The organism is Edwardsiella tarda ATCC 15947 = NBRC 105688 (genome assembly GCF_003113495.2).
In the GTDB taxonomy this organism is placed as follows: Bacteria; Pseudomonadota; Gammaproteobacteria; order Enterobacterales; family Enterobacteriaceae; genus Edwardsiella; species Edwardsiella tarda.
The window spans coordinates 364,256-390,231 of sequence record NZ_CP084506.1 but is presented as its reverse complement, the minus strand read 5'-3'; the positions used below and the strand labels follow the sequence as shown (position 1 = coordinate 390,231).

At 59.1% G+C, this 25,976-nt stretch carries 22 protein-coding genes; 9 read left to right on the top strand and 13 right to left on the bottom strand.

The window, feature by feature from the left end; all coding sequences use genetic code 11:
- The first annotated feature begins 9 nt into the window (after nt 1-9).
- The 6 genes from accC (at nt 10) to fis (ending at nt 5,872) form a co-directional block, all read left to right on the top strand.
- A complete protein-coding gene (gene accC / locus DCL27_RS01895) occupies nt 10-1,359 on the top strand; it encodes an acetyl-CoA carboxylase biotin carboxylase subunit (RefSeq protein WP_005289798.1) in 1,350 nt (449 codons plus the stop codon).
- A gap of 143 nt (nt 1,360-1,502) precedes the next feature.
- The gene (locus tag DCL27_RS01890) at nt 1,503-1,745 is read left to right on the top strand and encodes a YhdT family protein (protein WP_005289796.1); all 243 of its coding nucleotides are present in this window, start codon (nt 1,503-1,505) and stop codon (nt 1,743-1,745) included.
- A complete protein-coding gene (gene panF / locus DCL27_RS01885; protein WP_005289795.1) occupies nt 1,735-3,189 on the top strand; it encodes a sodium/pantothenate symporter in 1,455 nt (484 codons plus the stop codon). Before DCL27_RS01890 ends, panF begins: the two co-directional genes overlap by 11 nt.
- Before the next feature lie 15 nt (nt 3,190-3,204).
- Entirely contained in the window at nt 3,205-4,086 is an 882-nt protein-coding gene (gene prmA, locus DCL27_RS01880; protein WP_035597026.1) for a 50S ribosomal protein L11 methyltransferase, read from the top strand.
- A gap of 503 nt (nt 4,087-4,589) precedes the next feature.
- A complete protein-coding gene (gene dusB, locus DCL27_RS01875; RefSeq protein WP_035597019.1) occupies nt 4,590-5,594 on the top strand; it encodes a tRNA dihydrouridine synthase DusB in 1,005 nt (334 codons plus the stop codon).
- The gene (gene fis, locus DCL27_RS01870; protein ID WP_000462905.1) at nt 5,576-5,872 is read left to right on the top strand and encodes a DNA-binding transcriptional regulator Fis; all 297 of its coding nucleotides are present in this window, start codon (nt 5,576-5,578) and stop codon (nt 5,870-5,872) included. The genes dusB and fis overlap by 19 nt, the downstream gene beginning before the upstream one ends.
- Before the next feature lie 109 nt (nt 5,873-5,981).
- Here fis and DCL27_RS01865 read toward each other — a convergent pair whose 3' ends face one another.
- Together DCL27_RS01865 and DCL27_RS01860 are read right to left on the bottom strand one after the other, a co-directional pair.
- Nucleotides 5,982-6,527, bottom strand: coding sequence for a hypothetical protein (locus DCL27_RS01865; protein ID WP_005289784.1), 546 nt, complete (start codon nt 6,525-6,527; stop codon nt 5,982-5,984).
- A 2-nt stretch (nt 6,528-6,529) separates the two neighbouring features.
- On the bottom strand, nt 6,530-6,826 hold the full coding sequence (locus DCL27_RS01860) for a DUF211 domain-containing protein (protein WP_005289782.1): 297 nt from the start codon (nt 6,824-6,826) through the stop codon (nt 6,530-6,532).
- A gap of 339 nt (nt 6,827-7,165) precedes the next feature.
- Here DCL27_RS01860 and DCL27_RS01855 point away from each other — a divergent pair, with 339 nt between their 5' ends.
- Complete coding sequence (locus DCL27_RS01855) at nt 7,166-7,576, top strand: hypothetical protein (protein ID WP_005289779.1); 411 nt, start codon at nt 7,166-7,168, stop codon at nt 7,574-7,576.
- Between the two features lie 237 nt (nt 7,577-7,813).
- Nucleotides 7,814-8,149, top strand: a complete 336-nt coding sequence (locus DCL27_RS01850; protein WP_005289778.1) for a DUF2002 family protein — start codon at nt 7,814-7,816, stop codon at nt 8,147-8,149.
- A 38-nt stretch (nt 8,150-8,187) separates the two neighbouring features.
- On the opposite strand, the gene DCL27_RS01845 is transcribed toward DCL27_RS01850, so the two are convergent.
- Together DCL27_RS01845 and DCL27_RS01840 are read right to left on the bottom strand one after the other, a co-directional pair.
- Complete coding sequence (locus DCL27_RS01845; RefSeq protein WP_035597012.1) at nt 8,188-8,877, bottom strand: LrgB family protein; 690 nt, start codon at nt 8,875-8,877, stop codon at nt 8,188-8,190.
- Nucleotides 8,874-9,305, bottom strand: coding sequence for a CidA/LrgA family protein (locus DCL27_RS01840; RefSeq protein WP_005296158.1), 432 nt, complete (start codon nt 9,303-9,305; stop codon nt 8,874-8,876). The genes DCL27_RS01845 and DCL27_RS01840 overlap by 4 nt, the downstream gene beginning before the upstream one ends.
- A 132-nt stretch (nt 9,306-9,437) precedes the next feature.
- Between DCL27_RS01840 and DCL27_RS01835 the strand changes: the two genes are divergently transcribed.
- Entirely contained in the window at nt 9,438-10,385 is a 948-nt protein-coding gene (locus DCL27_RS01835) for a LysR family transcriptional regulator (RefSeq protein WP_005289772.1), read from the top strand.
- Between the two features lie 76 nt (nt 10,386-10,461).
- Here the strand turns inward: DCL27_RS01835 and DCL27_RS01830 are convergent, their stop codons facing one another.
- From DCL27_RS01830 to mocA, 9 genes are all read right to left on the bottom strand, one after another.
- Nucleotides 10,462-12,108, bottom strand: a complete 1,647-nt coding sequence (locus tag DCL27_RS01830; RefSeq protein WP_035597009.1) for a Na+/H+ antiporter — start codon at nt 12,106-12,108, stop codon at nt 10,462-10,464.
- A gap of 204 nt (nt 12,109-12,312) precedes the next feature.
- A complete protein-coding gene (locus tag DCL27_RS01825; protein WP_005289768.1) occupies nt 12,313-13,680 on the bottom strand; it encodes an NCS2 family permease in 1,368 nt (455 codons plus the stop codon).
- A 238-nt stretch (nt 13,681-13,918) separates the two neighbouring features.
- Entirely contained in the window at nt 13,919-15,235 is a 1,317-nt protein-coding gene (gene guaD, locus DCL27_RS01820; protein WP_005296149.1) for a guanine deaminase, read from the bottom strand.
- Nucleotides 15,236-15,265: 30 nt separating this feature from the next.
- Nucleotides 15,266-16,684: a nucleobase:cation symporter-2 family protein gene (locus DCL27_RS01815; RefSeq protein ID WP_005289763.1), complete on the bottom strand. Its 1,419-nt coding sequence runs from the start codon at nt 16,682-16,684 to the stop codon at nt 15,266-15,268.
- A 205-nt stretch (nt 16,685-16,889) separates the two neighbouring features.
- Nucleotides 16,890-19,760, bottom strand: coding sequence for a molybdopterin-dependent oxidoreductase Mo/Fe-S-binding subunit (locus DCL27_RS01810; protein ID WP_005289762.1), 2,871 nt, complete (start codon nt 19,758-19,760; stop codon nt 16,890-16,892).
- Nucleotides 19,757-20,536, bottom strand: coding sequence for a molybdopterin-dependent oxidoreductase FAD-binding subunit (gene ygfM, locus DCL27_RS01805; protein WP_109691562.1), 780 nt, complete (start codon nt 20,534-20,536; stop codon nt 19,757-19,759). The genes DCL27_RS01810 and ygfM overlap by 4 nt, the downstream gene beginning before the upstream one ends.
- A 56-nt stretch (nt 20,537-20,592) precedes the next feature.
- Nucleotides 20,593-21,921, bottom strand: coding sequence for a putative aminohydrolase SsnA (gene ssnA, locus DCL27_RS01800; protein ID WP_005289756.1), 1,329 nt, complete (start codon nt 21,919-21,921; stop codon nt 20,593-20,595).
- Nucleotides 21,922-21,923: 2 nt separating this feature from the next.
- A complete protein-coding gene (ygfK, locus tag DCL27_RS01795) occupies nt 21,924-25,031 on the bottom strand; it encodes a putative selenate reductase subunit YgfK (RefSeq protein WP_035597003.1) in 3,108 nt (1,035 codons plus the stop codon).
- 343 nt (nt 25,032-25,374) lie between these two features.
- Nucleotides 25,375-25,968, bottom strand: a complete 594-nt coding sequence (gene mocA, locus DCL27_RS01790) for a molybdenum cofactor cytidylyltransferase (RefSeq protein ID WP_035597000.1) — start codon at nt 25,966-25,968, stop codon at nt 25,375-25,377.
- Nucleotides 25,969-25,976 lie beyond the last annotated feature (8 nt).

The following is a 25,976-nucleotide window of genomic DNA, read 5'->3' as shown; positions in this document are numbered from 1 at the left end:
GGGGCGAACATGCTAGATAAAATTGTTATCGCTAACCGTGGTGAAATCGCCCTGCGGATCCTGCGCGCCTGTAAGGAGCTGGGGATCAAGACCGTAGCGGTGCACTCCACGGCGGATCGCGATCTGAAACACGTGCTGCTGGCGGACGAGACCATTTGTATCGGTCCGGCGCAGTCCGTTAAAAGTTACCTCAATATTCCAGCCATCATCTCCGCTGCGGAGATCACCGGTGCGGTGGCGATCCACCCGGGATATGGGTTCCTGTCTGAAAACGCCGACTTCGCCGAGCAGGTGGAGCGTTCCGGTTTTATCTTCATCGGCCCCAAGGCGGAAACCATTCGCCTGATGGGGGATAAAGTCTCTGCCATCAGCGCAATGAAGAAAGCCGGCGTGCCGTGTGTACCGGGCTCCGATGGCCCGCTGGATGATGACATGGAGAAGAACCGTGCCATCGCCAAGCGTATCGGCTATCCGGTGATCATCAAGGCCTCTGGCGGCGGCGGCGGTCGCGGCATGCGTGTCGTGCGTGGTGACAAGGAGCTGGCTCAGTCCATCCTGATGACCAAGGCGGAGGCGAAAGCGGCCTTCAATAACGACATGGTCTACATGGAGAAGTACCTGGAGAATCCGCGTCACATCGAGATCCAGGTGCTGGCCGACGGCCAGGGCAACGCCATCTATCTGGCCGAACGCGACTGCTCGATGCAACGCCGTCACCAGAAAGTGGTGGAAGAGGCACCGGCTCCGGGCATCACGCCGGAACTGCGTCGCTATATCGGCGAACGCTGCGCCAAGGCGTGTGTCGACATCGGCTACCGCGGGGCGGGGACCTTCGAGTTTCTGTTCGAAAACGGTGAGTTCTACTTTATCGAGATGAACACCCGTATTCAGGTTGAACACCCGGTCACCGAGATGATCACCGGCGTCGATCTGATCAAAGAGCAGCTGCGTATCGCGGCCGGTCAACCGCTGTCGATCAAACAGCACGAAGTACAGGTGCGCGGCCACGCGGTCGAATGCCGTATCAACGCCGAAGATCCTAAGACCTTCCTGCCCAGCCCGGGTAAGATCACCCGCTTCCATGCGCCGGGTGGCTTCGGTGTGCGTTGGGAGTCCCATATCTACGCCGGTTATACCGTACCGCCGTACTATGACTCCATGATCGGGAAACTGATCTGCTACGGCGAAAACCGCGACGTGGCCATCGCCCGCATGAGAAACGCGTTGGCGGAGCTGATCATCGATGGCATCAAGACCAACATCGAGCTGCAGCAGTCGATCATGACCGATCCGAACTTCCAGGCCGGTGGCACCAACATCCACTACCTGGAGAAGAAGCTGGGCCTGCAGGACAAATAATCGCCGTCCCTATGGCACACCCTCTCAAAGGCCGGGCAACCGGCCTTTTGCTTTCCTGATTATCAGCCGACGCTGCATCGACGGGCGCATTGCCGTACAATTCCCTGCTTTTGCTTATTGGCTTACCGACACTGGGAGATCCCATGGATGCACGTTTCGCGCAGGCGCACCGTGAGGCCCGCTGGGCCTTATGGCTGACGCTGGCCTATCTGCTGGCCTGGGTTGCCGCAGGCTATCTACCCGATAGCCTGTTGGGTATCACCGGCCTGCCGCACTGGTTCGAAATGGCCTGCCTACTGCTGCCGCTGTTATTTATTCTGCTGTGCTGGGCGATGGTTCGCCTGATTTTCAAGTCTATACCGCTGGGGAGCGATAATGCAGACTGACGTAATCCTGCCTCTGATTGGTTACCTGGTTCTGGTCTTCGGCCTGTCGATTTACGCCTACCGCCGCCGCCAGAAAGGCAACTTTCTCAACGACTACTTCCTCGGTGACCGCTCGATGGGCGGCTTCGTCCTGGCGATGACCCTGACCGCGACCTATATCAGCGCCAGCTCATTCATCGGTGGCCCAGGCGCGGCCTATAAGTACGGCCTCGGCTGGGTGTTACTGGCGATGATCCAACTACCCGCCGTGTGGCTCTCTCTGGGCGTTCTGGGGAAGAAGTTCGCCATCCTGGCCCGTAAGTATCAGGCCGTCACGCTGAACGACATGCTGTACGCACGCTATGGTAGTCGCCTGCTGGTGTGGGTCGCCAGCCTCAGCCTGTTGATCGCCTTTATCGGCGCGATGACGGTACAGTTTATCGGCGGGGCCCGTCTGCTGGAGAGCGCCGCCGGCATCCCCTACGATGCCGGGTTGCTGATCTTCGGGGTCACCATCGCCCTATACACCGCCTTCGGGGGCTTCCGCGCCAGCGTGCTCAACGACGCCATGCAGGGCGTGGTGATGCTGCTCGGTACCCTGCTGCTGTTGGTGGGGATCATCCACGCCGCCGGTGGCATGCACGCCGCCGTCGAGACGCTACAACGCATCGATCCCAAGCTGGTCTCGCCCCAGGGAGCCGACGACATCCTGAGCCTGCCGTTTATGGCCTCCTTCTGGATCCTGGTCTGCTTCGGCGTCATCGGCTTGCCGCATACCGCCGTGCGCTGCATCTCCTACAAGGACAGCAAGGCGGTGCATCGCGCCATCATCATCGGGACCATCGTCGTCGCCCTGCTGATGCTCGGGATGCACCTGGCAGGCGCGCTCGGACGGGCGGTGCTGCCCGATCTGACGGTGCCGGACATGGTGATACCGACGCTGATGGTGCGGGTGCTGCCGCCCTTCGCCGCCGGCATCTTCCTGGCCGCGCCGATGGCGGCGATCATGTCGACGATCAACGCTCAATTGCTGCAATCCTCGGCGACTATCGTCAAAGATCTGTATCTTGGCCTACGACCCCAGGCGGTGAATAACGAACGCCGCCTGGCTCGCCTGTCGGCCGCCTCGACCCTGATCCTCGGCGCGCTACTGCTGCTGGCGGCCTGGCGGCCACCGGAGATGATCATCTGGCTAAACCTGTTGGCCTTCGGTGGTCTGGAGGCGGTGTTCCTCTGGCCGTTAGTACTGGGGCTATACTGGGAGCGGGCCAACGCGCACGGCGCCCTGAGCTCGATGATCGTCGGCGCCGCCAGCTATGCCTTACTGGCCAGCCTGAAGATCCAACTGTTCCACCTGCACCCGATCGTGCCCTCCCTCGTGCTGGGATTACTGGCCTTCTGGGTAGGAAACTATTTCGGCAGCCGAGCGCAGCCTGTGCTCGCTGCCAGCGAATCAACCGACTAGTAAAAGAGACATGCCATGCCTTGGATCCAAATCAAAATCAACTCCACCGGTAGTCAGGCGGAGACCCTGAGCGACGCGCTGATGGCGTGCGGCGCCGTGTCCGTCACCTTCCAGGATAGCCACGATAATCCGGTGTTCGAGCCGCTACCGGGCGAGACCCTGCTGTGGGGGGATACCGACGTCATCGGCCTGTTCGATGCCGAGACCGAGATGGCCCAGGTGGTCGCTGAGCTGGCGCGCCATCCGGCGCTGGGCGCGGACTTCCGCCATAAGATCGAACAGATCGAAGATAAGGACTGGGAACGTGAGTGGATGGATAACTTCCACCCGATGCAGTTTGGCCGTCGCCTGTGGATCTGCCCGAGCTGGCGTGAGATCCCCGATCCCGAGGCCGTCAACGTGATGCTCGATCCGGGACTGGCCTTCGGTACCGGTACCCATCCGACCACCGCCCTGTGCCTGCAATGGCTCGATGGGCTGGATCTGGCTGGTAAGACGGTCATCGACTTCGGCTGCGGCTCCGGCATCCTGGCGATCGCCGCGCTGAAGCTGGGCGCCGCACGGGCCATCGGCATCGACATCGATCCGCAGGCGATCCAGGCCAGCCGTGATAACGCCGAACGCAACGGCGTCTCCGAGCGACTGGAGCTCTATCTGCCGCAGGATCAACCGGCCAACCTCAGCGCCGATGTGGTGGTCGCCAACATCCTGGCGGGCCCTCTGCGCGAGCTGGCGCCGTTGATCAGCTGTCTACCGCGTCAGGGGGGGCATCTGGGGCTCTCTGGCATCCTGGCGAGCCAGGCGGAGAGCGTCTGCGAAGCCTACCGTGACCAGTTCGCGCTGGATGCGGTGGCCGAACGCGAAGAGTGGTGTCGCATCACCGGCGTGCGCCGTTAAGCGCCATGGCTGGCGGCCTCATCGGTCGCCAGCCGATCCTCGCCCTCCCGCGCCCTTCCTGGACGCTGCTTATCAGAAGAGGGGGCGCCATCCTCATCCCCCCTCACCCCGTCCTCCCTTCGTCGCTTTCCCTCTCCGCGCGTCCCCTTTCGCTGCCGCACGGCTGGCGTGTCGCAGGCCAATTTTGCAGCGCATTCGAGAAGAAAATGAGACTCCGCTCGCATAAAATAGTGTGATTGTGCTGATAAAAACAGCAATCGCATGGAGTTGCACTGTTTCCTTAGCGTGACAGTCACAATAACTTTAGAGAAAATCGCCCAGCGCAGTTTTTGCGCAAAAATAGATAACTAATTGTTTATATTGTATTATTTTTACTAGGTGTCGAGAGCATCCCTCTTTCCTTGATCTACGACAGTCGATTGTTCAAAGTTTGGCCTTTCATATCTGCGCAAAAATGCGTAATATACGCGCCCTTGCGGACACAGTATGGTCACTCTTTGTCTATGCGCATCGGAAATATCCAACTTAAAAATCGTCTTATCGCTGCGCCCATGGCGGGCATCACCGATCGCCCCTTTCGCACCCTGTGCTATGAGATGGGCGCCGGTATGGCGGTTTCCGAGATGCTCTCTTCCAATCCGGAAGTGTGGCGTACGGATAAGTCACGTCTGCGCATGGTACATATGGATGAGCCAGGCATCCGAGCTGTGCAGATCGCCGGTAATGACCCCGACGAGATGGCCGCGGCAGCCAAGATCAATGCAGATTTCGGCGCGCAGATCATCGACATCAACATGGGTTGTCCGGCCAAGAAGGTAAACCGCAAACTGGCGGGTTCTGCCTTGTTGCAGTACCCCGACCAGGTGGAACAGATCCTCCGCGCCGTAGTCGGCGCGGTGGCGGTTCCGGTGACCCTGAAGATACGCACCGGCTGGGATCCGGCACACCGTAACTGTGTCGAGATTGCCCAATTGGCTGAACGCTGTGGCATTCAGGCCTTGACCATTCATGGCCGAACCCGTGCCTGCCTGTTTAACGGCGAGGCCGAGTACGACAGCATTCGGACAGTTAAGCAGCATGTTTCCATTCCGATTATCGCGAATGGAGACATAACTGACCCGCATAAAGCCAAGGCGGTGCTCGACTACACCGGAGCGGATGCTCTGATGATTGGTCGCGCCGCCCAGGGAAGACCCTGGATCTTCCGGGAAATCCAGCATTATCTGGACACAGGGGAGCTGCTGCCGCCCATGCCCTTGGGCGAGATAAAGCAGCTATTGGCCGGGCATGTCAAAGAGCTGCATGATTTTTACGGCTCGGGAAAAGGACTGCGCATCGCCCGTAAACACGTGTCCTGGTATCTCCAGGCACACGCCCCGAATGACCAGTTTCGGCGCACATTCAACGCCATTGAGGACGCCAGCGAGCAGCTGGAGGCGTTGGAGGCATACTTCGAAAAACTTAGCGTAAAAAAAGAGCTGACAGAACTATGTTCGAACAACGCGTAAATTCTGACGTACTGACCGTTTCTACCGTTAACTCTCAGGATCAGGTGACTCAAAAGCCCCTGCGTGACTCGGTTAAACAAGCACTGAAGAACTATTTTGCTCAACTGAACGGTCAGGACGTAAACGACCTGTATGAGCTGGTACTGGCTGAAGTGGAACAGCCTCTGTTAGACATGGTGATGCAGTACACCCGTGGTAACCAGACCCGTGCGGCCCTGATGATGGGCATCAACCGCGGTACGCTGCGCAAGAAACTGAAAAAATATGGCATGAACTGATTAACGTCAGTTAACCTATTGAAAAAAGGCGCTGTTCCTCTCCGGATACAGCGCCTTTTTTATCTTCTTCTCCCTCACAGATGCCAGGCAGCTCGCTCCGGAACCGCCCTCAACGGTAGCGCAGCAACGCCCCGATCACGGCACAGAGCACAAAACCGAGCGACACCACACCCAGGGTGGCCCAGCGCCGCGCCTGCATCACCCGCGCTAAGAGCAACGCCATCACGATGATCAATAACAGCGTGATGACGGCCGGGAGCCAAGGTAGGCCAGGGAACGGCCATGCCAGCAGAAAGGGCAAGCCGAAGCAGAGCAAGTAGGCGAGCGCGGCATACAGGGTCGCATGCAGCGCCTGGCGCAAGATCTTACGTCCCAGGATGCCACTGGCCAGCCGCCCAGACGCCGTCAGATTCAGCTGGCGCTCGGCATGCAACAAGTCGTCACGCAGCCCGGCATAGTGGGAGAGCAGGAAGGCGAAAGCGCTGGAGAGGGCGCTCACGGTACCGATAGTCAGCAGCATCGGTCTGGCAAGGGGTGTGCCATCGGCCCATAGCGCACCAATGGCGAGCAGCGCGGCGCTCATCGTTCCCGAGACCGCGCCACCCAATAAGGCCACGAGATTATAGCTATGATGCTCTCGTCGTAGCAGGCGCATGTTTAGCGCGCTCGCGGACTACGTTCGACGATCTCACTGCCACAGACGATTTGATCGACGCTGTGCACCGCCGCCCCGGTATTCTCCATCGCCTCGACCAGCTGATCATGGTCGAGATACTCACCGACAATGGTCACATCCATCCCGACAGTTTCGATGTCGATATCACTCACCGTGATATTAAAGGCACTCACCCCGCTGCAAGCGTGGATCGCCTGCGCGATCTCAATGATCGTCGGTTGAGAGATCGCCTTATCGACATCGAAAGTCAGACGCCGAATATTCATTCTGTCACTCATCGCCTAGGACTCCGTTTCGCCTACTCATACCCATGTTCTATTGGCAATGCTACGCCGCCACTCGCGCTACCCTGCCTTTTTTTAGCAAATAAATATTTCCCCGCCTGACCCTGATTGACATTGCGCCATAGCGGCGCGCGGCCAGGGAACCCTGGCGAACGCATGCTGTCATAAATTTTTGCATTGCCCCGCTAGACGCCACAGCGCGTTTCCCTACACTAGGCGGTGCTTCTTACTGCGCCACGGATGACGTTGGCGGCATTTTTTTGGCTGCAAAGAGGCTTGGCCTCGGCTGCATTTTGACGACACTGACGTCCTTGATTACATCAGGCAGACACGATGATGAAAAAAACGTTTATAGCTTTACTGACGGTGGCTTCCCTCTCTGGCATCGCCCAGGCGGCCGACATGATCGGCCCCTATCCGGTTGTCGGGCAAACCAACTGTGGCGGGTTAAAGGTACTCTCCACGGCGATCAATAGTGACAATATGATGGCACTGAAGATCACCGATCCATCGAATAACCTGACGCAAACCTACGTTGCCAAGCGTACCGCCGATATGTCCGATGACGTGGTCTATACCCTGTCGCGTTATGATCAGGCCAGCGGCACCTTTACCCCGGATCCGGCCCATATCACCATCCGCTTCGGCATCAAGATGCAGAGTGGCCTGCCGGGTACCGACCGCTACAACATGACGATAGGTAATCAGCAGTTTGTCTGCTCACCGTTCACCATCTTCTCTTAAGATATTAGCAGGGCGCGTGCTCGAACGGGCGCCCTGCTCCCCACCTTGCCACCTCTTACGGTTGACCGACACGCGGACAGCCATGGCCTACTCACGCGATAACATCGCTACGATCAGCGTAAAAGCCAGTCATTGAGTAGCGTTCGCCGACGATCTCAGCCATTCCGGAAAAGTCCGCTTGTGACACCCTCGCAATCCGTTAAGGTCATAGGGCAAAAATAAATAGGGAGAATGGTGATGTATTTACGTCCCGACGAGGTCGCGCAAGTCCTGCTGCGCGCCGGATTTATTCGCGATGCCGTCTGCGATCAAGCCTATGGTTTTCACAAGGGGGAGCACTATGTCTATGTCAATCGGGAGGTCCGACTCGGGCGTACCGCGCTGCTGATCCACCCCGATCTGGCTCAGCGTAGCCTGCGCTTCGCCCAGCCCTCCGACGCGCAACGCAGCAGTCCGGCCTATGTGCGCTTTCCGCTACTGCCCGATGCCGCATCACCGACCTATGTCGGCATCCCGCACGGCTTCACCTCACGCGATCGCTTAACACACTATCTGGCGCAGATGTTTCCCTGACGAGGACGCCCCGTCCTAACGACGGGGCCTGACTGGTGTTACCACAACAGACGACCGATCAACGGAGAAAGCAACACGGTCACCACCCCCGCCAGCATCATGACCAGGCTGGCGACCACGCCCTCGGTCTGTCCTAACTCATAGGCCTTGGCCGTGCCTGCGCCGTGGGATGAGGCGCCCAGTCCCGCCCCCTTAGCCATGCCACTCCGCACCGCCAGACGCAATAACAACATGTCGCCTACCGCCATGCCAAACACCCCGGTGATCACCACGAACAGGGCCACCAGATCCGGCTGACCACCCAGGCGCTTGGCCGCCTCGATGGCAAAGGGGGTGGTGATCGACCGTACCGCCAGGCTACGTTGGATGCTCTCCGGCAGGGTCAGCAGGCGAGCCAACCAGACCGAACTGAGCACCGCCACCAGCGTCGACGTCAGCACCCCGATCGTCAACGATAACCAGTGGCGACGTATGATCGCCAGGTTCTCATACACCGGTACGGCAAAGGCGATGGTGGCCGGCCCCAATAGCCAGAGTAACCAGTGACTCTCGCCCATATAGTCACGGTAAGAGATATGCCCCAGTAACAGCAACAGTACCAGCAGCAGCGGCGTCAAGACCAACGGCATCAGCCAGATGCGATGGATGCGTCGGTAGAGGCGCTTATTGGCGAAGTAGAGCACCAGCGTCACCGCCAGACACAGCAGACTGAGCGCGAGGCTATTCATGACGGCTCCACCACGGCGCGGCGTCGCCGCTGGAGGCGCAACTCTAAACGGTACACCCGATCCACCACCAGCGCCGTCAGGCCAAGTGTCAACACGGTACTCAGGGCGATCACCGCCACGATGCGCCAGCCCTCGACCATCAGCAACGCGGCATAGTTCACCACCGCCACCACCGCCGGGACGAAGAACAACAGCATCTCCGCCAGCAACCAGCGGGAGCCCGCCTTCACCCACGCCAGCGGCACAATACGCAACGCGATCAGTATCAGCATCAACACCATACCGACGATGTTAGCCGGTAACGGCAGGGAGAAGCGGCTGACCAGCCATTGGGAGAAGACAAACAACAGCGCATACAGCGCCACCTGTGCGGGGACCCGCATACGGGCGCACAGCGGCACCACTCTATGGCGTAACGCCAGCGACATACTAACCTCAGAAGGGGAATTTATGTGATAAGGCGCACAGTATAGGCAGAGAGGATCATAGGCATAAAATGAATTAAAATTATTGGCGCCATTGATAAATGGCATACCTATCCCTGTATAGCGGAGTCCTGCATGGACGTAAGAACGTTACGTTATTTTGTTGAGGTGGTGCGTCAACAGAGCTTCACCCGCGCGGCGGAGAAGCTGTTCGTCACCCAGCCGACCATCAGTAAGATGTTACGCAACCTGGAGGAGGAGTTGGGCTGCACCCTGCTGATCCGCGAGGGGCGTGGACTGCGGCTGAGCGATAGTGGCAACGTCGTCTACCAGCGAGCGTTAGCCATCCTCGACCAATTCGCCCAACTGAAAACCGAGCTGGACGATCTCGGCACCCTGACGAAGGGCAGCCTAAAACTGGGTATCCCGCCGATGGTAGGTACCCAGATGGCTGGACTGATCGGCGAATTTCGCCAGCGCTACCCCGGTATCGAGCTGCATATCGCTGAGTTTGGCGGCCTGGCGGTTGAGCAAGCGGTACTCTCCGGTGAGTTGGATCTGGCGCTGACCGCCTTGTCGACCCAGCCCGATCCGGCGATCGCCTCACTCCCCCTGTTCAGTCATCCGCTGTATGTCTTACTGCCACGCCAGGCCCCCTGGCTCAACCGCACGGCCCTGAGCATGAGCGACCTCACCCAGCAAAATATTCTGCTGTACAACGAGGACTTCGCGCTCTATCAACAGTTGATGCAGGCCTTCACCGCCGCCGGGGTACAACCGCAGATCGCGGTACGTAGCGGGCAGTGGGACTTCTTGGCCGCCATGGTGCAAGCCGGCGTCGGGATCGCCATCCTACCGCAGCCGATCTGTCAGCGCCTCGATCCGCACAGCCTGCTATGGCTGCCGCTGGAGCCCGCGTTGATGTGGCGCCTGGGGCTCATTTGGTGTCACGGACGCTATCTGTCACACAGCGCCCAAGCCTGGATCGCCCGCTGCCGTGAATTCTGGCCGGCAGGGACGATGCACCCCGAGCGGCTGACGCACTGCGCCAGCGATGAGACACCGGAGACCCCGCACCCCTGAGACCACACAGAGTCGCAAGAAAAAAGCCCCGGCCGTCTAAGACGAGCGGGGCCCGAGCCAGCGACGCGGCCTCCACTTATCCCTTATCGATCAGTAACGCCTCCAGCAGATCCAGATCGTGCAACATCTTCTGCAGCGTCTCGTTGCTGATCTTCTGTGTGGCGCGCAGGTGATACAGCTCGCCCCGCTCGGCACGCAACGCCGTTAAGCGGAAACGGCGCTCCAGGTTCTCTACCTCGCGGATCTCGTCGACATTCTCCTTGGTCATCACCCGCCGCCGCAGGCTACCGATCACCCGGGAGCTGACCTCGGTAAGCAGCTGCGGATCGATGTTCTCTTCGGTGTCTGCCTCCAAGCGCTCCTGCATCTTCTTCAGGCTCTCGATGGCCACCTCGGCGCTGATCGACTTCGCCATCAGCTCCTCGTCGCGATAGGTGGCGCCATCACTGACCTCGACGCCACGCAACAGCAGCGGCAACGCCACCACGCCGATCAGCAAGGAGAACAGGATCACCCCGGCGGCGAGGAACACCAACTGATAACGCCCAGGGAACGGCGAGCCATCGCTCAGGAATAGCGGAATAGAGAGGACACCCGCCAGCGTAATCGCCCCGCGTACCCCGGCGAAGGAGGCGATCCACAGATCGCGCATGCTATAAGAGGCAAACTGCAACGGATTACGTTGAAAAAAGTGGAGGCTGATACGCTTCATGCCCCATAGCCAGAGGAAGCGCAGCACCAATAGCAACGCATACACCAACACCACATCGGCGAACAGATACCAGGTTTCGATATTGGGGTCGCGATCGGCCTGGATGATGGAGTTCTCCAGGATCCCCGGTAATTGCAGCCCCAACATGATGAATACCATGCCGTTAAACACGAATTCCAACATCGCCCATACGCTATTGGCGCGTAGGCGCATGGTCAGCGGCGCGTTGCGGATCACTCCCGACTGACTGATGGTCATCCCGGCCGCGACGGCGGCCAGGATGCCGGAGACGCCAATATGTTCGGCGATCAGGTAACTGGCGAAGGGCAGCAGCATCAGAAAGACGATCTGGGTGGCCGGGTCATCCCCCGCCCAACGGCTCATCACCCGTAACGACTTGCTGTACAGCCAGGTGACCGCCGCGCCGGTCAGCAGACCGCCCAACGCCACCTTGATAAACTCCAGCGTGGCACCCGAGATGGTGAACACCATGGTGCCCATCGCCACGGCGATGGCAAACTTCAAGGCGACCAGGCCGGAGGCGTCGTTCATCAGCGCCTCCCCTTCTAACACCCCCATGATGCTCTTCGGAATTCGCCCCTGACCGACGATCCCACCGAGCGCCACGGCGTCGGTGGGCGACAGGACGGCGGCTAATGCGAAGGCCGCCACCAACGGTACCTCCGGTAGCAGCAGATGCAGGAAATAGCCGACGCCGATCACGGTGATCAACACCAATACTAATGCCAAGCCGAAGATCTCACGCCCATGGTGGAGAAACTCACGCGTCGGCGTCTTCCAGCCGTCGGCGAACAGCAAGGGGGGAATGAACAGCACCAGGAACAGCTCTGGGTCGAAATCGACATGCAACCCAAAATGCGGCCAGGCCAACAGTGCCCCGATGACAATCTGCATCAACGGCAACGGGACTTGAAACGGCAGCATACGCGTCAGCACACCGGAGAGTGACACCACCAAAATCAGGATCAGGATTGTGAAGAATATTTCCATGCTAGTTCCGACTCACAGCCTAGGTAATTAATGCAACACGTTACAAAATATCATCTTATGAATTTTTCACCGAAGGGAAATCTAGCGTAAACGGTTAGGCGGGGTCGGAAAATCGTGACTGGTAGCACTGGTGTTGAAGTTTCGCCCTCTCAGACAGCAGAAAAGCGCCCGTAGGCGCTTTTCCAACATGGAGAGACCAGGCGGTTAGATAGCCCATCCCCCGGCGTAGAAGCCGACCAACACCACCGCGATCACCACGGTACCGATGTTCAGGCGGTTCCACTCTTTCGAGCATACGCGGCCGATCACCAGGGTGCTGAAGCCCAGCATAATCCCGGTAACGATGTTACAGGTCAACACGATAAACACCGCGCAGACCAGGCCGGACATAGCATCGACGAAGTCGTTGAAGTCCAGCTTGGCGACGTTGCTCAGCATCAGCAGGCCGACATACATCAGCGCCGGTGCCGTCGCGTAGCCCGGTACCAGATAGGAGAGCGGAGAGAGGAACAGGATCAGCAGGAACAGCACCCCGACCACCACGGCGGTCAAACCGGTCTTCCCACCGGCAGCGGTACCGGCAGCCGATTCGATGTACACCGCCGCCGGAGCGGCACCGACCAGGCCGGAGAAGATCGAGCTGACGGAGTCGGCGGTCAGCGCCTTGCCACCGTTAATGATCTGCCCCTCTTTATCCAGCAGGTTGGCTTGACCGGCCACCGCGCGAATGGTGCCGGTCGCATCGAACACCGCGGTCATCACCAGCGCCAGTACGCTCGGCAAGACCACCGGCTGCAAGGCGCCCATGATATCCAGGCTAAAGATCAGTGACTGGCCATCGGCCCCCGCCAGACTCGGCATCGCCACCAGGCCGTGATACTGTACGGTCGGGTCGAAGATCAGGCCGATAATAGAGATACCGATGATCACCAGCAGGATCCCGCCCGGCACCTTCAGTTTTTCCAATCCGAAGATCACCGCCAGCCCCAGCAGCGACATCATCACCGGGAATGAGGTGAAGGCCCCCAGCGCCACCGGCAGCCCCTCTAATGGGTTCTTCACCACCAGGCCGACACCGTTGGCGGCAATCAGCAACAGGAACAGGCCGATACCGATGCCGGTGCCATGGGCGATCCCCATCGGCAAGTTACGCAGGATCCAGGTTCGAATCCCGGTCACCGAGATGGCGGTAAACAGAATACCCATCAGGAATACGGCGCCTAACGCCACCGGCACGCTGATCTGCTGCCCCAGCACCAGGCTGAAGGCGGTAAAGGCGGTGAGGGAGATGGCGCAGCCGATGGCCATCGGCAGGTTAGCCCACAACCCCATCACCAGCGAACCAAAGCCGGCCACCAAACAGGTCGCCACAAAGACAGCACTCGGCGGGAATCCGGCCTTGCCCAGCATGCCCGGTACCACGATCACCGAATAGACCATCGCCAAAAACGTCGTTAAACCGGCGAGCACCTCCTGACGTACGCTGCTACCACGCGCAGAGATCTTAAAAAAGCCATCGAGTGATCCCTGTGACTTCCCTGCCGTCGATACCTGAGAAGAATCGCTAGACATGATGATGTCCTCTGAGTGATTTAGAAAACTAATCTGTAACGTAATCGATTACGTCTGTTGATGCAGAGCGGCCTATGATTCTTATCTGCCCTCCGCCCCATGTCGGCTGCCCTACCGGCAGCCGTTACTCCCTGCCACTACATCCTGCGACCAAATTCGGGTAAAAATGGGACGGAAGTAAAAGGCAAACGATTATCTGGCCTAATAGCTCGTCATTTCAACCCAAAAATGGGCCATTTTAGGTGCGTTCGTACACTAAACGACCATCCACATAAGTACGATATATGGTGCGATCGTCGCCCAGTGTCATGGTGACGAACAGCTTATCCACCAAGGAGACAGAGTTGTCGTAGCGCAGTTGCTGCAACGGCGTCGCCGTCGGCTCCAGCACCACAAAGTCCGCCTCTTTCCCTTCCTGGAAGTTACCGATGCGATCATCCAGTCCCAACGAGGCCGCACCGCCCAGCGTCGCCAGGTAGAACGCCTCATAGGCGGAGAGGCGGCAACCCTGGAGCTGCATCACCTTGTAGGCCTCATTCAGGGTTTGCAACATGTTGAAGGTGGTGCCGGCGCCGATGTCGGTCCCCATCCCGACTTTCACCCGCTTACGCCAGGCTTTTTGTAAGTTGAACAGCCCGCTGCCGAGGTACAGGTTGGAGGTTGGACAGAAGGCGATCGACGAACCGGTATCGCTCAGGCAATCCCACTCCTTCTCTTCTAGGTGGATACAGTGAGCGAACACGCAGTTCTTCCCGGTCAAACCATACTGGTGATACACATCCAGGTAGCCATCATGCTGCGGGTAGAGCGACTTCACCCAGGCGATCTCCTCACGGTTCTCGCAGAGATGGGTGTGCAAATAGGTATCGGGGTACTCTTCACGCAAGCGCTGAGCCATCGCCAACTGCTCGGGGCTGGAGGTCGGGGCGAAACGCGGCGTGATCGCGTACAGCAGGCGGCCATTCTTGTGCCAACGCTCGATCAGCGCCTTGCTCTGGTCATAGCTGCTCTGGGCATCGTCCAACAGATAATCGGGCGCGTTGCGGTCCATCATCACCTTGCCGGCGATCATGCGCATATTGATATGGCTGGCCGCCTCGAACAGTGCGTCCACCGACTCGGGATGCACGGTGCCGAACACCAAAGCGGTGGTGGTACCGTTACGCAACAACTGCTTGAGGAAGAAGTTAGACATCTCGCGCGCATAATCGAGATCGTTGTAACGCCGCTCGGTGGGGAAGGTGTGCTTGTTCAGCCACTCCAACAGCTGCTCGCCATAGGCACCGATCATCTCGCTCTGTGGGTAGTGAATATGGGTATCGACGAAACCGGGCACGATCAGCTTACCGCGATAATCGCGCACACGGATCGACGCGGGAATACGCGCCTTCCCCTCTTCCCAAGTACCGCACCAATCAACCTTACCGTTGCAGATCAGCAGCAGGCCATCTTCGATAAAACGCAGTGCGGATTCGACCTCTTGCGGATCGCTTACCGTGCGGGTGACATCCAGGATGCTGCCGCGTACTGCCTTGAGCGTGTGTTCACAAACCATGTTTAACTCCTCGTCAGCCAACTCGTTGACTCAATCCATCTCTTCTTCGCCGCGTAACGACTCGACCGCCGTATCCTTCTCTTCGCGAACCTCGGCCTTGTTACGCATCGGGATCAGCAGGTTCAGGATGATGGCAGTCAGGCCACCGGCACAAATGGGGTTTTCCACCAACACATACAGGGAGTCCGGCAACACCCGGAATACCGCCGGATCATAGGAGACGCCTAACCCGAGCCCGAGGGAGGTGGCGACGATGATCGTCTCGCGCCGGCGTAGACCGTTGGAGATGATGATGCGGATCCCGGCGATGGCGATCATCGAGAACATCAGCGTCATCGCGCCCCCCAATACCGGAGCGGGAATGGTGGTAAAGAAACGGCCGATCACCGGGAACAGCCCCAGGATCACCAGCATCACGGCGATAGCCCGACCGACATAACGCGAGGCCACGCCCGTCATCTGGATCACCCCGTTATTCTGCGCAAAGGTGGTCAGCGGCAGCGAACCGAGGGCGGAGGCGATGACGGAAACCAGCCCATCGGCCAGCACACCACCGCTCAGGCGCGACTGGTACTCCGGCCCCTCGATGGGACGGTTGGAGACCATGGCGGTCGCGGTGATATCCCCTACGGCCTCCAGCACACTCAGCAGATAGATGGTGCCGGCCACCAGGAAGGCGTGCATGTCGAAGGTAAAGCCATACTTGAAAGGAACCGGCACGGTCACCAGCGGCAGGTCGCGCAGGGCGCTGAAATCGACCATGCCCAGGCACAGCGCCACGATATAGCCGACGATCAGCCCGATGGCGATGCCGCCCATCCGCAGCAAGGGGTGGCGCGCACAGTTAAAGCCGATCACCACCAGCAGTACCAGCAGACCGACGCCGATGTTTTCATAGTTGCCAAACGTGCCGCTGCTCTTGGCGGCGAAGCCGCCGCCGAAGTCGATGATGCCAACCTTGATCAGGCTCAGGCCGATCATCAGCACCACCACCCCGCTTACCGTCGGGGTGATCACCCGGCGTAGGTAGGGCAGGATAAACGAGGCACCCACCACCAGGAAGGCACCGACGAAGGAGACGCCGAGCAGCGTCGAGACGATCAGTTCTTCATGGAGTCCATCGTGTTTCATCGCACCGCCGAGGGCGATCATCACGGTGACGAAGGAGAAGTTGACCGACTGGATCGACAACAAACCTGAACCGACGCAGCCATAGCGGTTGACCTGTAGCCAGGTGCCGACGCCGGAGGCGATCATCGCCATCGAAACCAGGTAGGCGGTGATTTCAGTCGATAGGCCCAAGGCGGTGCCGACGATCAATGCCGGTGCCACCATGGGGACGAAAATAGCTAATAGATGAGTCACCGCGCCCACCATTAATTGGTGAAAGGGCGGTTTGTCCTCGAGTTGATAAATAAGATCGGATCCAGCACGCGGTATATCAGACATCCCTTTACTCCTCAGGTAAATTTGATCATCTGATTCAATTAATAAATATCCACCTACGCGTTTTCCTCGCTAACGGCAAAGGGCGTCCCTGAACCTCACGTCCTCATTCATCCGTCTGTCGCTGTGTAGGGCGGATATTTATTATCCAACGGCTAATTGAATCGTTGGCATAGGGCCGCCCCCCGCGGGGCGGCGCCATGCGGTCTTACAGTTTTCCTAACGCGTTCAGTATCTTCTCCGGAGTGAAATGCCATTCACGCAGCCAAACACCGCAGGCATCGTGAATCGCCGTGGCGATGGCCGGTGCCGCCCCGTTAACCCCGATCTCCGAGATCGACTTGGCGCCGTACGGGCCGACATGATCGTCGCTCGGTACCAGGAAGGCGCGGAAGTCACGCGGAATATCGCCGATCATTGGGGCACCGTAGGTGCGCAGATCGCGGGTGATCGGCCGCCCCTCACTGTCGTAACGGATCGCCTCGCTCATGCTGTGGCCGATGGCGCGCATGGTGGCGCCGTAGATCTGCCCCAACGCCAGCTCGGGGTTCACCGGGGTACCGCAGTCGAGCAGGGCATAGAACTTGTCCAGCCGGATCTCACCGGTACGCACGTTGACCGCCACTTCAGCGAAGTTAGCGCCATAAGGGAAGGCGAAGTCCGCCGTAATGTAGCTGGCTGTCGCCACCAAGGTCCCGAAACCGGTACCGGTCTCGGCCTTATGCGCGATGTCGGCATAGCTGACTTCACCACGCTTACCGCGCACGATCCCCGGTGCGACCAACACGACATCCTCTTGCGGCTCACCCAGCATCTGCGCGCCGTGGAACAGGATCTTCTCGCGCAGATTCTCTGCCGCTTTCTTGGCGGCGTTACCGGAGAAGCAGGTCCCGGATGAGGCGTAAGCCCCCTTGTCGAACAGCGCGTGGTCGGTATCGCCGGAGATGACATGCACCTCGGACATCGGGCACATCAGCACCTCGGCCGCCAACTTGTTGACCACCGTATCCAACCCGGTCCCGATGTCGGCACCGCCGGAATGGACGATAAAGGTGCCGTCCGACTCCAACTTGATCATGCAGTTGGCCTGATCGATATCGGGAATACCAGACTTCTGCATGATGATCGCCACGCCACGTCCGACACGCCAATCACCGTCGGCCGGTTTCGGGGAATCCCAATCGATCAGCTCACGCCCTTTACGCAGGATCGGCTCCAACGCACAGCTGGCGGCGGAGGGAACCGAGGTCGGCATCTTGCCTTCGCCGATCGCGCCGAGGATCTTCAACTCCTGTCCCTCATGCACCCGGTTCAGCTCGATGATATCCAGCAGGTCGATGCCCAGTTGGTCGGCCAGTTCGGCCAGCGCCATGGTCAGGGCGAAGTTCCCCTTCGGCGCCCCGTAGCCCTGATAGGCCCCGGTCGGACAGATATTGCTGTAATAGGTGGTGACCTGGAAATTGACGTTATCGCAGGGATAGAGCGGCAACGACAGCGCCGGGCCGTTACTCGGCACCGTCAAGGAGTGGTTACCATACGGACCGGTATTGGCGCGGAAGTCCATGTCGATGGCGGTCAGACGCCCCTCTTTGGTGGCGCCGATCTTCACCTTCACCTTGGCGACATGACGCGAGGTGTTGGCGATAAACTCCTCTTCACGGGTATAGCGGAAGTAGACCGGACGCCCGGTGACGCAGGTCGCCCAGGCACACACCTCTTCCAACAGGATATCCTGCTTGGAGCCAAAGCCGCCGCCGACACGCTCCTTGATGATGTGAACCTTATTCTGTTTCATCCCCACGATACGCGCCACCTGGCGGCGTACGTGCCACGGCACCTGGGTAGAGGCATGCACCACCAGACGATCGCCATCCATATAGGTGTAACAGACGTGCGGCTCGGTCGGGCACTGCTGAGCCTGGGTTGACTCGTAGGTGCGTTCAATGACGACATCCGCCTGAGCGAAGCCTTGTTCAACATCCCCAATACGGCCGTGAACGCTGGCGGCAATATTGTCGTGCGGGCGTGCCCCGATCGGGAAGTTGATGATCATGTGTTCGCCGCGCTGTGCCGAGCCCCGATTCTGCACCTCCAGATCGCTAGGCGCCCCGTTCACATACACGATGGGTTCGTCGTGGATCAACGGCGCATCGTCGGCCATCGCCTCGTCGATGGACATCACCGGACGCAGGATCTGGTATTCCACCTCGATCAGCTTCAACGCCTCCAGGGCGATCGCCTCGCTTTCCGCCACCACGGCGGCGACACGATCACCGACATGGCGCATCTTCTTGCCGAACATGCGGCGATCGAGCGGCGACGGCTCCGGCGCACTCTGGCCGCCAGGCGTGTAATAGACATCCGGGCAGTTCAGATGGGTGATAACATGCACCACCCCTGGCAACGCCTCGGCACGGCTGACATCCAGATGCGTGATCAACGCATGAGGATGCGGGCAGCGCAACATCTTGATGATGCAGGCGTCCGCCGCGATACGATCCTCAACGTAGCAGGGCTTGGCCTGCACCATCTTAGCCGCATCCACCTTCGGGCAGTTCTTACCGACGACTGTCAGATCGTCACGAAACTCTGGAGCGACCTCCATCTGGTACTGCGGATCGCGCATCCGCGCCGCGGCCAGTTCCACTACCTGGTAGAACTGCTGGTAGCCCGCATCACGGCTGAACAGCCCGGAGAGCGCATCGTCGATATCCTGGCGACTCGGCGCCGGAATACGCTCTAACAGATCGGTCAGGATCAGCGCCGCCGCCGGATCGTTATAGCCGGACTGCACCACGCCGACATCGACCATCGCCTGCTGGACCGGACTCAATTGATTCCACGCACCGAGTGATTCGGCGGTACGCACCACCGCGCCCTCTAACTGGGCGGCGATCAGCAGGGAGGCGTTGATCACCACCCCGTCGAAGATAATGGCATCGGAGCCGGCAAAGCCGAAACCGTCGTCGCTATTACGGACGGAGTGCATGCCGAGTCCAAACAACAGGTGCTGCACATTCTCGCCCGGCTGGCATGCCAGCGTGCGTGGCGTACCGTTCAGCGTAAAGCGAATTGTCATTTTGCTTCCTCCCTCATCTGCTGGCAGTCGGCCAACAGTTCAGCCACTACGACGCCCGCGATATAGCGTTTGTATGCCTCGCTGCCGCTCAAATCGGCGCGCGGTGCGATCGCAGCGCTGACCGCCTGCTCCAATTGCTCGCCCTCCAGGCCCTGCCCCTCCACATCGCGCAGACGCGACGGGCGCTCGCCGACACCATCCAGGGCGATGCGCATGCCCCCCTCATCCGGCAGGGCGACGGCCGCCGTCACCACCGACCAGCCCGCCGCCGAACGGCTGACTTTACGTGTGGCGCAGCAACGGAAGGGATCGGCGATGATCACCGCCGTCAGCAGACGATCGTCCGGGGCGGCCAGGTAATCCTCCAACGCGATCTCCGCGCCGTCGGCGCTCTGCACACGGGCATCCAGCGCCAACAGCACCGGTGCCAGCACCGATTCCGCCTGTTGAGCCGCCAGCTCGCCGCCCAGCGTCGACTGGTTACGTAGATGACGCGAGTAGACGAAACCGAGCGCCTCCTGCAACGCCTGCGGCAGCAGCGCCGTATCGCGCAACTGTTGCAGCGTACTCATCGCGCCAAGGTGCAACGCCCCGCCATGCCAGGTCACCTGATCCAGACCCAGTCCTTTCAGGGCGATGGCGACACGCTTCTCGGTACGCGTCGGCGTGGCGTTTAATTTACTTCCTCCGGCGAAGTAGACGGCCTCGTCCTGCAAGCGGCGCTTAAGCTCCAACGCCTGCTCTATGGAGTCCGGCCGGAAAAATTGCTCAATCATGTTCCACCCTCTTTGTGCAAAAGCGCCTCGACCACAGGTCGAGGCGCTTTATGGTCTCAGTTCAGTGCATCCATACGCTGCCACATGCGGGCGGCGACCTTGCGGGCCTCGGCGTAAATCGGCTCGATATCGAACGGGAAGGCGCGATCCTCGTACACCATTACCCCTTCGACCATCACGCTATGTACGCTGGAGGAGCCCAGACCGAAGGCCAGATGCCCACCGATATTCTGTGCCGCCAACGGGGTCGGAGACGGGTAATCACAGATGGTGAGATCCGCCTTATATCCCGCCTCAAGACGCCCGAAACGCGCGCCAAAGTTACGGTTAAGCAGCTGGTTGCCGTTGTAAAGGAAACGGGTAAAGCTATCTGGCCACAGCGGACCACCGGCATCGCGATGCTTGAAGAAGGCGAACTTCAGCTCTTCGAACATATCTGCGCCGATACCGTCGGTACCCAACGCCAGGTTACGGAACTGTGCCAGGCGCTGGTTGTAACCGACATGGTTGTTCATGTTGGAACGGGCGTTATGCACCAGGAAGGCATCCTGCTCGTTGAGGATGCGAATATCCTCATCGGAGAGATAGAGCCCATGGGCTAACAGGGTCTTATCGTTGATCAAGCCATACTCGGCCAGGCGCACGACCAGATCCTGACCATACTTGTCATGGCTGTGGGAGACATCGTAGCGATCCTCCGCCGCGTGGATATGCAGCCCGCGGCCCGTGGCGCGCAGGGCCTCAGCCAACATCTCTAACCCGGCGTTGGAGACGGTAAACGGTGCGTGCGCCCCGATATGTGCCTCGACCAGATAGGGCTCACTCCCCTTCGCCTTGGCCTCGTCGATCAACTGGGCGAAACGGATATTCTCCTCGACGCCCTGCTGCAACTCACGGGTGCCACCGTTACGATCGGTGGTTTCAAAGCAGGTCATGCCACGCAGACCGGCCTTCAGGAAACCTTTACGCAGCGTCGCCAGGGAGCCCGCGATATAGTTGGGCGAGGCGTGATGGTCAATCACCGCGGTACAACCGCTCTTGATGGCCTCCAGCGAGCAAATCAGGCCGCTGTAGTAGAGCGACTCCTCATCCAATGCCCGATCCAGGCGCCACCACAGATTTTTCAGGGTGGAGATGAAGTCCGGGCAGGGGGCGATGTTCGCCATGATGCCGCGCGACAGACCGGAGTAAAAATGGTTGTGCGCGCAGACGATGCCTGGCATGACCAGGCGCCCGTGCATCTCTTTCACCTGCGCATCCGGGAATTGGGCATGCAGGTTGTCGCCGATGGCGCGGATCTCCGCGCCGTCGATGGCGATATCGACGCCTTCCCGCACCTGCGCCGGCTCGAACTGCACGGCGGTGACATTCTTCAGAATCAGCATGATTATTCCTCCACGCGGCCAAGCAGATAATGGTGGTGGTTGTGAACATGGCTGATGATGCGGCACATGTCGCTCAATACCGGCGGCACCTCGGCGAACTCACCGGACTCATCGATGCGTAGCTGCCACTCTTGGCCATCCTGACGCACGCTCACCTGGGAACCCTCCACCAGGAAGCCGGGGTTGGTGCTGTTGGTAAAGTCCTGCGCCAGGCTGAAGATAGTGACCTTATCTTTGTAAGGCTTACCCTGCCACGGACAGAACTGGGCACAGTTGCCGCACTCGTTGCAATAGGCGTCCAGATGCAGCGTCTGGAAACGGTTCTGGAATCCCGGTACCGCGATGGAGACGTTGGCGCGGTTCGGACAGACATCCACACACTTGCTGCAGACATAGTTACACTCCAGGCAACGCTGCGCCTCCTGTGCCACGAAGGCATCACGCTCCTCTTTGTCTACCAGGGTGACAGCAATCGCCCCCTTGCGCTGGTAGATGCGCGCCGGATCGACGTTGTTCCAGTACTTATCGCCGTAGCTGTTGGCAATGTTCTCGCGGGCCAGGATGGCGTCCGTCGCCCGACGGGCGGTACCGATGGCGGCCACGATGGAAGAGGGGCCGCTCTGCACGTCACCGATCAGGAATACGTTGTCGCGCGTGGTCTCGCCGCTGGCATCGCGTACCGCCGGCCAGCCACTGTCGTCCAACGGCACGCCGATGGCGGCCAAGTGCTCACAGTCGGCCTGTTCGCCGATGGCGGTGATCAGGGCATCCATCTGCAGGGTGACGGTCTGCTCGGTCGCTACCGGGCGGCGACGTCCCTGCTCATCCGGCTCGCCAAGCACCATGACACGCGCCACCAGGGTGCCGTCCTGATCGAAACGCTCCGGGTTGGTCAGGAACATGAATTTCACCCCGTCCTCTACCGCCTCTTGGTACTCCTCACGATAGGCCGGCATCTCATTCAGGGTACGGCGATACAACACCGTGACATCCTCGACCCCGGGAACCCGGAGGGCGGCACGGGCGCAGTCCATCGCCGTGTTACCGGCGCCGACCACGGCGACGTGCTTGCCTAACTTCAGGGACTCGCCACGGTTGTAATCGCGCAGGAACGGCAGAGAGCGGTAGACGTTACGGTTATCCCCCGCCAGGCGCACGCCGCTGTTCTTATCGGTCCCGACCCCCACCAGCACGTAGGCGAAGCCCTGCTGTTGTAGCTGCTCGACCGTCAGATGCGGATCGCAGCCGAACGCAAACTTCACCCCATGAGCGGCGACGAAGTCGATATCATGCGCGATCAACTCGCCTGGGATGCGGAACTGCGGAATGATGTTTTTCACCACCCCACCGGCGTTGGCCTCACGCTCAAACAGGGTCACCGGATGACCGGCCCGAGCCAGGAAGTAACCGGCAGAGAGACCCGCAGGACCGGCACCGATCACCGCCACCGGGTGCTTGTCACCGGATCCGGCCGGCTTGTGCCAACGCTGTTGATACTCCGGCCAGCCGCGCTCCAGCGCCACCTTCTTCAATTCACGGATATTCAAGGCACTGTCATAATCCAGGCGGGTACAGTTGTACTGGCACTGATGGTCGCAGATATGACCGGTGATGGCCGGCAGGGCGTTACGTTGGTAGATCACCTCCAGGGCATCGGCATAACGCCCCTCGCCCATCAGGCGGATATATTCGGGGATGTCTTGCTTGATGGCACAGGCTGTCACACAGGGCGCCACATAGCAGTCGGTCAGAGGCAGAGGGCCACCGGCATCGATGCGGTCCTCGGACTTCCAGTGTTTCTGGGTGTACTCCATGCTGACGGCGCGGGCGGCCAACGCCTCCAGTCGGGCGACATCGACCCTCGGCATCTCCCAATATTCGGAGCGATCCAGCTCGCGCATGCATTCGGTCAGGCGCAGATAGCCACCCGGCTTCAGCAGATCGGTCGCCATGGTGATCGGACGGATACCGGTCTCGAAGATATCGCGGATATTGAACTTGCTGGCGCCACCGGAATAGGAGATCGGCAGCTCGCCGTTGAAGGCGCGTGACAACACCGCCGCCACGTTGATGGAGAGCGGGAACAGGGCGCGACCGGACATGTACATCTCTTCGCCGGGCAACGCCCCCTTATTGTTGATGGTGCCCAGGGTATTGGTCAGCTTGACGCCGAAACTCAGCTGTTTCTCACGCCCCAACGCCATCAGGCGCTGCAGCATCTCTAACGCCTGCGCCAGCTTCAGATCGTGCTCGAAGGACTCCTCCTTCAGGCCGATATAGTCGAAACCACAGGTATCGAGGATCTCGCGCACTCGCGCGTAACCCAGCAGGGTCGGGTTCAGCTTAACGAAGGTGTTCAGCTGTTTCTCTTCCAGCATGTAACGGCAGATGGCTTCGATCTCATCTGGCGGGCAACCATGCATGGTAGAGAGGGTAACACCGTGCGCCATATCGCCAGGGATCGCCTCCGCCAATGCGGCCAGGCGGTCGCGCCGCTCTGTAAGCCCCAGGCGGGCCAAGAATGCCTCATCCTTGACCAAGCGCGCCAGGATGCGGCGATATTCGGCAAACTTAGGATGCTTGGCGGAATCCATCATGTCGTGGATGAATTGCTGCATCGGCGGTTGTTTGATGCCGTCGAGGTTATAGCCCACGCTCATATTAAAGATGAAGGACTTGGCCTCACCCTGGATACGCGGATCGAAGATCTCCTCCAGCAGATGCAGCGCGAACCAGGCTTTCAGATATTCGTCGTGCGCCTTCAGCAGAGTAAACTCGGTAGACCATTCGGTGTTGAAGCACTCATCTTCGGCATCGATACAGGGCTTATCCAGCTCCAGACGGTCGAGGATCTGCACGGTCTTCAGTTCGATAAAGCGGCCGCCAGTCAGCCAAGACACGATGATATTTTGCGCCAGCTGAGTATGCGGGCCGGCGGCGGGGCCGATGGGGGTCTCACAGGTTTCACCGAACACCTTGATCAGGTTCTGATTCTCTTTGCGGTAAAACTGCTGCTCGGGGATCCCAAAGATAGAGCGGTTTTGATGGTATTCATCAAAAATGCGCGTCAGAAGCTCCTCGAACGGAACGGGACGCATAATATCACCCATGACTCTCTCCTTGCTGCGACATAACGCTGATATTGATTTACCGGGGTACGTCCCGCGCACACCGGCGGCTACCCAGATATCAGCAACAATCACGCCAAATCTTTATTACTTTCCCTTGGATGATAAAAATCGTGAGTAATATCTAATTGTTTTATCTATTTGTGAAACAGCTCACATCGGCTAAATGAGAATACCAATCACTAAAACAGGCTCACTTCTCTGCCGTTTATTCGGCGCGAATGAGATTATCAAAAAAAGAGAATCCGTATCACTTTGATATGCGAATTTTGCGATAATTATTTTAACTGTGAACGCAATCGCTTAAATATAAAAACTAAACAGCTTATTTTTGCAAAAGCAATTGATACGCCTGCGGTGTATCGACATCAAAAATAATTTCTTCTGAATTTATATCGAGATAACGATAATCTTTTGCCAGCAAATATTCACGCATACTACGCTGAGGATACGCCTGCCCAACCTGCGGCAACCACGTGCGTGGCAGCAGCACCGGATGACCGGGAACGCCACGATAACGCGGCAGTAAGGCATAGGGCCCACGCTGCCGCCACAACTGGGCGAATAGCGCCGATGTCAGGCAAGGCATGTCACCATGGCAGATAAAGCAATAGTCGCTCTGTACCGACGCCGCTCCGCAACGAATAGAGGAAAATAAACCGCTGGCATAATCGTTATTTACCACCAGTTTAATGCGAGGATGATCGCCATAACGTTGTAATAACACCTCGGCGCGAAAGCCCACCACTAATATTATTTGCTGACAAAATACCAATGCGTTATTAATACTGGCATCCAGGATGGTACCATCGCGATAGGGCAGCATCATTTTCCACTGTCCCATCCGTGACGAGAGCCCGGCGGCAGGAATGATCGCACTCACCGCCTCGGGATTAATATATTCTTCTGCTGGCATCATTCTATTTT